The organism is Hongsoonwoonella zoysiae, assembly GCF_013266695.1.
Taxonomy (GTDB): domain Bacteria; phylum Pseudomonadota; class Alphaproteobacteria; order Rhizobiales; family Stappiaceae; genus Hongsoonwoonella; species Hongsoonwoonella zoysiae.
The window spans coordinates 2,332,713-2,344,917 of record NZ_JABRXF010000001.1 but is presented as its reverse complement, the minus strand read 5'-3'; the positions used below and the strand labels follow the sequence as shown (position 1 = coordinate 2,344,917).

At 63.1% G+C, this 12,205-nt stretch carries 10 protein-coding genes; 9 read left to right on the top strand and 1 reads right to left on the bottom strand.

What is annotated here, in order from left to right:
- Nucleotides 1–104: 104 nt before the first annotated feature.
- On the bottom strand, nucleotides 105–323 hold the full coding sequence (locus HPQ64_RS10870) for a hypothetical protein (RefSeq protein ID WP_172888353.1): 219 nt from the start codon (nucleotides 321–323) through the stop codon (nucleotides 105–107).
- Nucleotides 324–719: 396 nt separating this feature from the next.
- Here HPQ64_RS10870 and napE point away from each other — a divergent pair, with 396 nt between their 5' ends.
- The 9 genes from napE (at nucleotide 720) to HPQ64_RS10825 (ending at nucleotide 12,195) form a co-directional block, all read left to right on the top strand.
- Nucleotides 720–905, top strand: a complete 186-nt coding sequence (napE, locus tag HPQ64_RS20400) for a periplasmic nitrate reductase, NapE protein (RefSeq protein WP_172888352.1) — start codon at nucleotides 720–722, stop codon at nucleotides 903–905.
- Nucleotides 906–912: 7 nt separating this feature from the next.
- Nucleotides 913–1,413 (top strand): ferredoxin-type protein NapF, encoded by a 501-nt coding sequence (gene napF / locus HPQ64_RS10860; protein ID WP_172888351.1) that lies wholly within the window; start codon nucleotides 913–915, stop codon nucleotides 1,411–1,413.
- The gene (locus tag HPQ64_RS10855; protein ID WP_172888350.1) at nucleotides 1,413–1,703 is read left to right on the top strand and encodes a chaperone NapD; all 291 of its coding nucleotides are present in this window, start codon (nucleotides 1,413–1,415) and stop codon (nucleotides 1,701–1,703) included. Before napF ends, HPQ64_RS10855 begins: the two co-directional genes overlap by 1 nt.
- Nucleotides 1,700–4,195 (top strand): periplasmic nitrate reductase subunit alpha, encoded by a 2,496-nt coding sequence (gene napA, locus HPQ64_RS10850; RefSeq protein WP_172888349.1) that lies wholly within the window; start codon nucleotides 1,700–1,702, stop codon nucleotides 4,193–4,195. The genes HPQ64_RS10855 and napA overlap by 4 nt, the downstream gene beginning before the upstream one ends.
- The gene (locus HPQ64_RS10845) at nucleotides 4,168–4,647 is read left to right on the top strand and encodes a nitrate reductase cytochrome c-type subunit (protein WP_172888348.1); all 480 of its coding nucleotides are present in this window, start codon (nucleotides 4,168–4,170) and stop codon (nucleotides 4,645–4,647) included. Before napA ends, HPQ64_RS10845 begins: the two co-directional genes overlap by 28 nt.
- An 8-nt stretch (nucleotides 4,648–4,655) precedes the next feature.
- Nucleotides 4,656–5,351, top strand: a complete 696-nt coding sequence (locus HPQ64_RS10840; RefSeq protein WP_172888347.1) for a cytochrome c3 family protein — start codon at nucleotides 4,656–4,658, stop codon at nucleotides 5,349–5,351.
- A gap of 203 nt (nucleotides 5,352–5,554) precedes the next feature.
- Complete coding sequence (locus tag HPQ64_RS10835; RefSeq protein WP_172888346.1) at nucleotides 5,555–8,884, top strand: transglutaminase family protein; 3,330 nt, start codon at nucleotides 5,555–5,557, stop codon at nucleotides 8,882–8,884.
- A 4-nt stretch (nucleotides 8,885–8,888) separates the two neighbouring features.
- Nucleotides 8,889–11,294 (top strand): circularly permuted type 2 ATP-grasp protein, encoded by a 2,406-nt coding sequence (locus HPQ64_RS10830; RefSeq protein ID WP_172888345.1) that lies wholly within the window; start codon nucleotides 8,889–8,891, stop codon nucleotides 11,292–11,294.
- Between the two features lie 25 nt (nucleotides 11,295–11,319).
- Nucleotides 11,320–12,195: a transglutaminase family protein gene (locus HPQ64_RS10825; protein ID WP_172888344.1), complete on the top strand. Its 876-nt coding sequence runs from the start codon at nucleotides 11,320–11,322 to the stop codon at nucleotides 12,193–12,195.
- Nucleotides 12,196–12,205 lie beyond the last annotated feature (10 nt).

The following is a 12,205-nucleotide window of genomic DNA, read 5'->3' as shown; positions in this document are numbered from 1 at the left end:
CAATTCCCCGTTTCGCGCTCCGGCACCTTGACAATTGTCAAATGGCAAACATTCGAAATTATGCATATAAATAAGAGGCTTGAGAAAAGGCAGGACGGCGATTGTCAGAGAAAGGCGAACCGCCTGCGTTTGGCGCTGCGCAATTCCTCCGCGCAAATGCTCGCGCGGGAAGCATCATCAAGTGTCGGGTCCTCGACCGCCTCACGGCAACGGGCGATGCGTGGGTCGCTCATGCGCTCGGAAATCTCTTCCGGGGAAAGGTCGGACAGCAAGGGACATAGATGCGGATCGAACTCGCCGTTTTCCAGCATCGCCTTGCACATTTTCCGCCCCTCTCGAATATCATTGCAGCACGGCCATCGCCGCGCACTGGTGTGAGGACTATTTCAAGAGGCAGCCAAGCTCGCCGTGATCCAGATCAAAACGCAAAGCTGACTATGGCGTTGTATCGCCCGTATTATTTTCAATATTTCAATATATCATAACTTTGAATGTTTTATAACTTACACATGTTCAGTTACGTTAATTACCGAAATCTCTTGGCCAAAATCCGGAAGAATTAAAAATCCGATAATGTAAAAAATACCAGCGGGGTACACAGTAACACCTACCCGTGCCATTATCGGTTGAACGCCCCTATTTTCGATGAAAGTATCTGGGCGAATTTCAAAATCGATTACTGCTTCCCGATAGGGCGGCCAACTCAAGGAGGAGAATTCGTGACCTCCAGCACGACCGAAGAAGGCGCTGTCCAGGCACCGGCGAACCGCCGCCGCGAACTGATCGCCTTCATCATCCTTGCCGTCCTCATCTGGCCCTTCGTCGCGGTCGCGGTCGTCGGCGGCTACGGCTTCCTGGTGTGGATGTTCCAGATCATCTTCGGCCCTCCGGGCCCGCCGGCTTGATTCGGGTATGACCTTGGCCGCAACCGACCTTTCCCGCAGAAACTTCCTGACCGGCCGCGCAAGGACCGCACCGCCGCCCCTGCGCCCGCCCTGGACACGCGAAGAAGCGATAGCGAGCGCCTGCACGGGGTGCGGAGCCTGCATCGACGCCTGTCCGGAAGCGATTCTTTCACCCGGCTCGAATGGGCGGCCAATGCTTTCCTTTGCGGAAAACGAATGCACCTTCTGTCGTGCCTGCGCAGACGCGTGCCCGGAACCCGTTTTCCTCGAAGCGAACGAGCGCGCGTTCGCCCATGTCGCGGCAATCGAAGAGAGCTGCTTCGCCAAAACCGGCGTGCACTGCCAAAGCTGCGGCGATGCCTGTCCCGAAACCGCGATCCGCTTCCGCCCGCGGCTGGGCGGAGCGCCGGTCCCGGAGATCGAGGCGGGGCGCTGCACGGGATGCGGCGCATGCGCCGCGATCTGCCCGGCGCATGCGATTATCATGAACACGCCGGAGACCGCGTAATGGGCGAACCAGCGCAAGAGCATCACATTTCCAGCGCCGTCGTCAGCGTCATCCCCGAGCACGCCGACGACGTGGTCCGCAAGCTTGAAGCGATGGCGGACACGGAGGTGCACCACCGCACCCCAGCCAAAATCATCATCGTGCTGGAAGGACCGAGCGAAAACGCGATCGGCGGCCGCCTCGCGCAGATCGCGCTTCTCGATCACGTCCTTTCGGCAAATCTCGTCTACGAAATCATCGATACCGGGGCGGCGGATACGACCGCCACGGCCGAGGGAGGACAGCCATGAGCGTCTCGCGGCGCGACGTACTGAAAACGCAGGCCGCGGCAATCGCCGCGGCGGCGGCAGGGATCACCTTGCCGGCGAACGCGCAGCCGATACCCGGCGGCGTCGACACGCTGAAGATCAAATGGTCGAAAGCGCCCTGCCGCTTCTGCGGCACAGGTTGCGGCGTGATGGTGGGCGTGAAGGAAGGCAAGGTCGTCGCGACCCATGGCGATGTGAAGCACGAGGTCAACCGCGGCCTCAACTGCATCAAGGGCTATTTCCTTTCCAAGATCATGTATGGCGAGGACCGGCTGACGCAGCCGCTCCTGCGCAAGAAGGGCGGCAAATTCGCCAAGGACGGCGAATTCGAGCCCGTTTCCTGGGACGAGGCCTTCGACGTGATGGCCGAAAAATGCAAGGCGGCGATCGCCGACAAGGGCCCCAACGGGGCCGGCATGTTCGGCTCCGGCCAGTGGACGATCTGGGAAGGCTATGCGGCCTCCAAGTTCATGCGCGCAGGGCTGAGATCAAACAACCTCGACCCGAACGCCCGCCACTGCATGGCATCCGCCGCCGTTGCTTTCCTGCGCACCTTCGGCATCGACGAGCCGATGGGCTGCTATGACGATTTCGAAGCCGCGGACGCCTTCGTGCTCTGGGGCTCCAACATGGCGGAGATGCACCCGATCCTGTGGACGCGGCTGACCGACCGGCGGCTGAGCAATCCGCACGTCAAGGTCGCCGTGCTTTCGACGTTCACGCACCGAAGCTCCGATCTGGCCGATATTCCGCTCGTCTTCAAGCCGGGCACGGATCTGGCGATCCTGAACTACATCGCCAACCACATCATCCAGACGGGCCGTGTGAACGAGGATTTCGTCTCCAAGCACACGACCTTCAAGAAGGGCGTGACCGACATCGGCTACGGCCTGAGGCCGGAAGACCCGCGCGAGAAGGCGGCGAAAAACGCCGACAAGCCCGGCGTGATGGAAGACAGCGACTATGAGGCCTTCAAGGCGCATGTCGCGGAATACACGCTGGAAAAGGCGGCGGAGATTTCCGGCGTCGAACCCTCCCAACTCGAAGCGCTGGCCGAGATCTACGCCGACCCCGACACCAAGGTGATGTCGCTCTGGACCATGGGCGCCAACCAACACGTGCGCGGCGTGTGGGCGAACCAGCTCATCTACAACATCCACCTCCTGACGGGGAAAATCTCCGAGCCCGGCAATTCGCCGTTTTCGCTTACCGGCCAACCTTCGGCCTGCGGTACGGCGCGCGAGGTGGGCACCTTCGCCCACCGGCTGCCCGCCGACATGGTGGTCACCAACCCCGAGCACCGCAAGCACGCCGAGGAGCTTTGGAAGCTGCCGCATGGTTTGCTTTCCGAAAAGGTCGGCTATCACGCTGTCCTTCAGGACCGGATGCTCAAGGACGGGCAGATCAACTTCTACTGGGTGCAGGTCAACAACAACCTGCAGGCGGCGCCCAATTCATCGGGCGAAACTTACCCCGGCTACCGCAACCCGGACAATTTCATCGTCGTTTCCGACGCCTATCCGACCGTGACGGCCATGGCCGCCGACCTGATCCTGCCCACCGCCATGTGGGTGGAAAAGGAAGGCGCCTACGGCAACGCGGAACGGCGCACCCACTTCTGGCACCAGCTTGTGAACGCACCCGGCGAGGCGCGCTCCGACGTGTGGCAGATCATGGAGTTTTCCAAGCGCTTCACGACCGACGAGATGTGGCCGAGGGAAATCCTCGACGAGAACCCGGCCTACAAGGGCAAGACGCTCTACGAGGTTTTGTTCGAAAACGGCGAGGTGAACAAATATTCCCTCGAAGAGACCAGCCCGGACTATGACAATGTCGAATCCAGACACTTCGGCTATTACGTCCAGAAGGGCCTTTTCGAGGAATACGCCGCATTCGGGCGCGGCCACGCCCATGACCTTGCCTCCTTCGACACCTACCACGAGGTGCGCGGTCTGCGCTGGCCCGTGGTCGACGGCAAGGAAACGCGCTGGCGCTTCCGCGAAGGCTACGACCCCTACGTGAGCGAGGGATCGGGCGTGGAATTCTACGGCAAGCCGGACGGGCGCGCCGTGATCATCGCCCTGCCCTACGAGCCGCCCGCGGAGCCGCCGGATGAGGAATACGACCTGTGGCTCGTCACGGGCCGCGTGCTGGAGCACTGGCACTCGGGCTCCATGACCATGCGGGTGCCGGAGCTTTACAAGGCGTTTCCGGGCGCGCGCTGCTTCATGCACGCCGACGACGCGCGCGAGCGCGGCCTCAACCAGGGTTCGGAAATCGTCATCCAGTCACGGCGCGGCGCGATCCGCACCCGCGTCGAGACACGCGGGCGCAACCGGATGCCGCGCGGCGTGGTCTTCGTGCCGTGGTTCGACGCCAGCCAGCTGATCAACAAGGTCACACTGGATGCCACCGACCCCATTTCCAAGCAGACGGATTTCAAAAAATGCGCAGTCAAGATCGAGCCGGCATGACCGCCATCGCCCGTGCCGGCATCGGCGGCTTGACCGCCGGGACCGTCGTGCTTTTCGCAGCCCTTGCCTTTTCGCAGGAAGCCCCGCGCCTGACCGGCCCGGACCCCGCCATGGAAAACGTGCCGGCCCCGCCGCTGGCGCGGCCGATAACCGACGACAGACGCAAGGCGCGCAACTACCCCGAACAGCCGCCGGTTATCCCACATTCCATCGAAGGGTATCAGCTGACGCTGAATACCAACCGGTGCCTGGAATGCCACCGCAGGGAGTTCGTGGAAGCCTCCGGCGCGCCGATGATCAGCGTTACGCACTTCATGGACCGCGACTTTCAGGTGCTCGCCGATGTCGCGCCGCGCCGCTACTTCTGCCTCCAGTGCCATGTGCCGCAGACGGACGCCCGGCCGCTCGTCGAAAACGAGTTCACCGACATGTCCGCAACGACGGCTGAGTGAGGCGGGGCATGAAGCGTTTGTGGTCCCTCATCCGCGAATACTGGGAAGTGATCCGCCGGCCCTCGGCCTATTTCAGCTTAGGGTTTCTGACACTCGGCGGCTTCATTTTTGGCGTGATTTTCTGGGGCGGCTTCAACACCGCCCTAGAAGTGACAAACACCGAGAAATTCTGCATTTCATGCCACGAAATGCGGGAAAACGTATACCAGGAACTGACGCGCACGGTGCATTTCACAAACCGCTCCGGCGTGCGCGCGACCTGCCCGGACTGCCACGTTCCGCATGAATGGACGCACAAGATCGCCCGGAAGATGCAGGCGTCCAAGGAGGTGTGGGGCAAGATCTTCGGCACGATCAACACGCGCCAGAAGTTCCTCGACCACCGGCTGGAGCTTGCCAAGCACGAATGGGCGCGGCTGAAGGCGAACGATTCCCTGGAATGCCGCAACTGCCACTCCACCATCGCCATGGATTTCACCCGCCAAAGCCGGCGGGCGGCGGAAATCCACGAACGTTACCTCGTCAGCGGCGAGCGCACCTGCATCGACTGCCACAAGGGCATCGCCCATGAACTGCCGGACATGACGGGCATCGAGCCCGGCTGGCAAGCGCCGACGGACCTTCGCGCGGCTCCCAAGGACCAGCAGACGTCCGCCGACCCGCTGATGCGCCACACGCTGTCCAGGTTCTTGGCCAACCGGTGACGCCAAGTACCGGCTTAAGGCCGTATTCGCAGCGCCGCCGAACGTCCTGGTGGAGCGGATACGGCCTGAGGGAATGTCCTTTTCGAATTTAAAACGCTCACACTTCAAAGGGATCAAAGCTAAAGGCATTTTCAAAAAGACATGGTGCGGTGTGATGTTTTGTGAAAACCTTGCGCTTCACAAAACGACGCAGCGGGCAGGCCATGTCGATACGCGCCAGCATCCACCATCTGACACACTACCGCTACGACCGGCCGGTGACGCTCGGGCCGCAGATCATTCGCCTGAGGCCAGCCCCCCACAGCCGCACGCAGGTGCTTTCCCATTCGCTGAAGGTCTCGCCTTCAGGCCACTTCGTGAACCACCAGCAGGACCCTTATGGCAACTGGCTGGCGCGGTTCGTTTTTCCCGATCCCGTGCGCGAATTCAAGATCGAGGTCGATCTGGTCGCGGATATGTCCGTCTACAATCCGTTCGATTTCTTCGTGGAGGAAACGGCGGAGGAATGGCCGTTCGACTATCCGTCCGATCTTCGCGACGACCTTGAAATCTACAGGCGCTGCGAGCCCGTCGGCCCGAGGCTGCAGGCCTTTCTCGACGCAACACCGAGGGAGAGGACGCGCACCGTCGACTTCATCGTCGCGCTGAACGCGCGCGTCGCCAATGAAGTGGGCTATGTGATCCGCATGGAGCCCGGCGTGCAGACGCCGGAGGAAACCCTGGAGCGGGCCACCGGCTCGTGCCGCGATTCAAGCTGGATGCTTGTGCAGGCGCTGCGCAACCTCGGTTTTGCCGCGCGTTTCGTTTCCGGCTACCTCATCCAGCTCAAGCCTGATCTGGAAGCGCTGGACGGCCCTTCGGGCACCGACCACGACTTTACCGACCTGCATGCCTGGGTGGAGATTTATATTCCCGGAGCCGGCTGGATCGGCCTTGATCCGACCTCGGGACTGCTGGCGGGCGAAAGCCACATACCGCTTGCCGCGACGCCGCACTACCGAAATGCGGCCCCCATCGCCGGCATGGCGAGCGCCGCGGAGGTGGACTTTTCCTTCGACATGAAGGTTGCAAGGGTGGCCGAGCACCCGCGTATCACCATGCCGTTTTCCGATGAATCCTGGGAAGCGCTGAACCGGCTTGGTGAAGACGTCGACCAGGTGCTGGAACGCGACGATGTGCGGCTTACCATGGGCGGGGAGCCGACGTTCGTCTCGATCGACGATTTCGAGGCGGAGGAATGGAACACCGATGCCGTGGGGCCGACGAAACGTGCGTTGGCCGACAAGCTGATCCGCCGCCTCAGAAAACGTTTCGCGCCCGGCGGCTTCCTGCATTACGGGCAAGGCAAGTGGTACCCCGGCGAAACGCTTCCGCGCTGGACGTTCTCGCTCTACTGGCGGCGCGACGGAAGGCCGATCTGGAACAACCCCGACCTGATCGCCGAGGAGGGCGACGACACGAAGGCGACGCCGAAACAGGCGGAAGCGCTGCTTCAGGGAATGGCCGAGGAGCTTTCCGTCACGCCGGACTATATTGTCCCGGCTTACGAGGACCCTGCCGAATGGATGCTGAAGGAAGCCAAACTTCCCGAAAACGTGACGCCCGAGAATTCGGAACTCGAAGACGCCGAAGCAAGATACAGGATCGCAAGGGTGTTCGACCGGGGGCTCACGACGCCTTCCGGCTATGTGCTGCCGATCCAGCGCTGGCAATCCAAGGCAGCGGGAAAACGCTGGCGCTCCGAAAAGTGGAAGCTCAGGCGCGATGCGCTGTTTCTCGTGCCGGGCGACAGCCCCGTCGGATACCGGCTGCCGCTTGAGGCACTGCCGCATGTGCCACCCTCGCAGTACCCCTACACCAATATCGCCGACCCTTCCGAACCGCGTGGGCCGCTGCCGGAATTCCCTGTCGGAAAGCCTGCGGAGCGCGAGCAGGCGGTGGCGCATTTCACCGCCGCCGAGGCGACGCAGGACCGGCGCGAACAGGAAATCTCCAGCGCCGATGACGACGACGCGGTGCGCACCGCCCTTGCCGTGGAGCCGCGCGACGGGCGGCTTTGCGTGTTCATGCCCCCCGTAGAGCGGATCGAGGATTACCTGGAACTGGTCGCGGCCGCCGAAGCGGCGGCGGAAAAACAGGGGCTTCGCGTCCATATCGAAGGATACGCCCCCCCGCCCGACCCGCGCATGAACGTCATCCGCGTCGCGCCCGACCCAGGCGTGATCGAGGTGAACATCCACCCCGCCGCAAGCTGGAAGGACTGCGTGGCGACGACCGAGGCGATCTACGAGGAAGCGCGGCAAAGCCGGCTCGGCGCCGACAAGTTCATGATCGACGGCAAGCACACGGGAACGGGCGGCGGCAACCATGTCGTCGTTGGCGGGGAAACGCCGCTCGACAGCCCGTTCCTGCGCCGCCCGGACCTTTTGCGCAGCCTGATCCTGCACTGGCAGAGGCACCCGAGCCTTTCCTACCTGTTTTCCGGGCTCTTCATCGGCCCGACCAGCCAGTCACCGCGCGTCGACGAAGCGCGCCACGACGGGCTTTACGAGCTTGAGGTCGCGCTTTCGCAAATCAACCGCCCGCAGGACGGGCCTGCCCCCTTCCCCTGGCTCGTCGACCGGCTGCTCAGGAACCTGCTCGTCGACGTCACCGGCAACACGCACCGCGCCGAAATCTGCATCGACAAGCTCTATTCGCCCGACGGACCGACCGGGCGTCTGGGGCTGGTGGAGTTTCGCGGCTTCGAAATGCCGCCCGATCCGCGCATGAGCCTTGCCCAGCAGCTTCTCATCCGGGCGCTGATCGCAAGGCTCTGGCAAAATCCGCTCGGCGGGAGGTTCACGCGCTGGGGAACGGCGCTTCATGACCGCTTCATGCTGCCGCACTATATCTGGAACGACTTTCTGGAGGTGCTGCGCGACCTGGAAGACCACGGTTTTCCCATGCGGCCGGAATGGTTCGTCGCGCAATCGGAGTTCCGTTTCCCGTTCTACGGCGAGATCGAGGTGGAAGGGGTCGAGCTTGAACTGCGCCAGGCGCTGGAGCCCTGGCACGTGCTGGGAGAAACGGGCGCGATCGGCGGGACCGTGCGTTATACGGACAGCTCTACCGAGCGGCTGCAGGTGAAGATGACGACGACCGACCCCGACCGCTATATCGTGACCTGCAACCGGCGCAAAGTGCCCATGCAGAAGACGGAGACGAACGGAACGGCAGTCGGCGGCGTGCGCTACAAGGCGTGGCAACCGGCGCAGGCGCTGCACCCCGTCCACCCGGTCGATGCGCCGCTGACGCTTGACATCTACGACCGGTGGAGCGGACGGGCGATCGGCGGCTGCGTCTACCATGTCGCCCACCCAGGCGGGCGAAGCTATGACACGTTTCCGGTGAACGGAAACGAAGCGGAAGCGCGCAGGCTGGCGCGGTTCCAGCCGCACGGGCATACTCCGGGATCTTACGAACCGGCGGAGGAATATCCTCATCCGGAGTTTCCGCTGACGCTGGACCTCAGGAGGCCGGCAGGAATCTGAGGGCATGACGCTGGACCAGGCAACAGGGGAAAGGACTAGCGCGTCGAGCCTGCTTGGCGCCTATCATTCGCTTGCGGGCGTGCCCGACGAGCTTCTGGATGCAAAAGGTGCGGTGCGGCCCGTCTGGCAGCCTTTTCTCGGCCACCTTTCGAGGATGGCGTCGGACGATATTTCCCGGCGCTTCGCGCGCGGCGACCAGTACCTGAGGGATGCCGGCGTCTTCTTCCGCCATTACGGGGAGAAGGGGACGAGCGAGCGGGAATGGCCGCTCAGCCATATCCCCGTCGTCATCGACGCGAAGGAATGGCGGCAGATCGCGGCGGGGCTGATCCAGCGCGCGGAGCTTCTGGAGGACGTCGTCGCCGACCTTTATGGGCCGAACCGGCTGGTGGCAGAAGGCTACCTGCCCGCCTGCATGATCGGCAAAAGCCCCGAATGGCTGCGCCCTCTGGTGGGTGTGACGCCACGCTCGGGCAAGTTCCTGCATTTCCTGGCATTCGAGATCGGCCGGGGGCCGGACGGCACATGGTGGGTGCTGGGCGACAGGACGCAGGCGCCGTCGGGCGCCGGCTTCGCCCTTGAAAACCGGGTTGCGACAAGCCGCGTCTTCAACGAATTCTTCGCCCGCGCCAACGTTCAAAGGCTTGCCGGCTTCTTCCGCCGTTTTCGCGACCAACTGATGGCCTTGCGGGGGGAAACCGAAAGCCGGGTCGCGATCCTCACGCCCGGCCTGATGAACGATACCTATTTCGAGCATGCCTATATCGCGCGCTACCTCGGTTTCATGCTGCTTGAGGGCGAGGACCTGACGGTGGAAAACGGCAAGCTGATGGTGCGCACCGTTGCCGGCCTCAAGCCCGCGAGCGTGCTGTGGCGCCGGCTTGACGCGGTCTGGAGCGACCCGCTGGAGCTGAACGAGACCTCGCGCATCGGCACGCCGGGCCTTGTGGAGGCGGTGCGGCGCGGCTCCGTGACCATGATCAACGCGCTTGGCGCGGGCATCCTGGAAACGCGCGCGCTTCTGGCGTTCCTGCCGCTCATTTGCAAGGGCCTGAGGGGCGAACCGCTGATCCTGCCCAATATCGCCACCTGGTGGTGCGGGGAAGAAAGAGTGCGCCAATATGTGGCGCAAAACGCGGGACGCATGCTGATCAGCCGGGCGCTTTCCACCGACCTGCCGTTCGCGGCGTCGGGAGAAGATGTGAGGGCGGGCGATTTCATATGTCCCGAGGGAGGCACGCTCGGCGATTGGCTGAATTCGCGCGGTGAAGAGCTTGTCGGCCAGGAAGCGGTTACCCTTTCGACCACACCTGCCTATATCGACGGAGCGCTGGTGCCGCGCCCGATGAGCCTGCGGGTGTTTCTGGCGCGCACCGCCGACGGGTGGGAGGTTATGTCCGGCGGTTTCGCGCGCATCGGCAAATCGCAAGACGCAAGCGCGCTTGCCATGCAGGCGGGCGGAACGGCGGCCGACGTCTGGGTGATCGGCGGAGAGCCGACGAGCGCGGAAACCCTGCTCCAACAGCCCGGTACGCCTTACCTCAGGAGCCAGCCGGGCATTCTGCCTTCGCGGGCGGCCGACAACCTGTTCTGGCTCGGGCGTTACGTGGAACGCGCGGAAGGGGCAATCCGGCAACTGCGCGCATATCACGCCAGGCTATCGGAGACCGACGATCCGGCGTCCCCGCTCGTCTCGGCGATCGGGAGGTTCCTCCAATCGTCGAATGTGGATCCGGCCGAGGCGATTCCGGGGGGCCTGCGCACCATTCTGAATTCCGCTGTATTCAGCGCAAGCAAGGTACGCGACCGCTTTTCCGTGGACGGATGGCTGGCGCTGAACGACCTTGCCCAAACCGCGGAACGCATGCAGGAAACCATAATCCCCGGGGACGATGCCGCGCAGGCCATGGGGGTGCTGTTGCGCAAGATCACCGGTTTTTCCGGCCTTGTGCACGAAAACATGTACCGGTTTACCGGCTGGCGGTTCCTCGGCATCGGACGGTCGCTTGAACGCGCCAACGCAACAGCCCGGCTGCTTGCCGTTTTCACCGACCCTTCCGCCCCCGAAGGCGCGCTGGAACTGGCGCTGGAGGTCGGCGACAGCGCCATGTCCATGAACCGGCGCTACGCGGTGGCGATAAGCTCAGCCGCCGTCCTGGATCTTCTTGCGCTCGACACAAAGAACCCCCGCTCGATCCTCTATCAGCTCAACGAGATGCAGGAGCATCTTTCGGTCCTGCCGGGCGCACATGTGCATGGCCAATTGTCAAAGCTTTCACGCCAAATGCTGCAGGTTCAAACGTCACTTGCCATATCGACCCCGGAAACCCTGACACCCGGCGCACTTCAGGCGCTGAGCGACGAAATCGCTTCATTATCCGTCGGTTTGAATGAGGCCTATACGCGCTAAAAACCGCAATGCTCCAGAGGCTCAAGTGCTCTACGACATCACTCTTTCGATCACCTATGAGTACGAAAGCCCGGCGAATGCGGGACGACACGCGCTGCGCCTGATGCCGGCTGCGATCCACGGTGAACAGCGGCTGATTATAGGTAGTCTCGACCTCGACCCGCTGCCGGAAGAGCGCTTCGACCGGGTCGATTTCTTCGCAAACGCAGTTACCGACGTCGCCTACCGCACGCCGCACCGGAATATCGCGTTCAACCTGCATGCAAGGATCGAGCGCACGGCAGCCCCGGTCAGCCTGGATATCTCGCCTCCACTGAGCCAGATGGCGCATGAACTTGCCGGCATCCGCTCGCTTGCGCCCTATGAGCCTGCGCATTTTCTCGATGGTTCGCCGCGCATCACGCTTGATCGCGCTTTCACGAATTACGCACTCGACGTCATCGACAAGAACACGAGCGTACAGGCCGCCGTGGAGGCGATCGGCCAGGCTTTGCACAGGGATATCGCCTTCGACGCGGAGGCGACGACCGTGGATACGACCGCGCTCGACGCATTCACGAACCGCCATGGCGTGTGCCAGGATTTCACGCACATCATGATCTCCTGCCTGAGGGGCATCGGCATTCCGGCAGGCTATGTGAGCGGGTTCCTGAGGACGTACCCGCCGGAGGGGGCGGAGCGCCTGGAAGGGGCGGACGCCATGCACGCCTGGGTGCGGGCATGGTGCGGGGTGGAAATCGGCTGGGTGGAATACGACCCGACGAATGCGCTCAGGGTCGGCCAGGACCACATCGTCGTGGCGCGCGGGCGCGACTACGGCGACGTCGCACCCGTCAAAGGCGTGCTACGATCCTACGGCGGGCAGACCACCAATCAGTCCGTCGATGTCGCGCCGCTTTGAATCTGCGCCG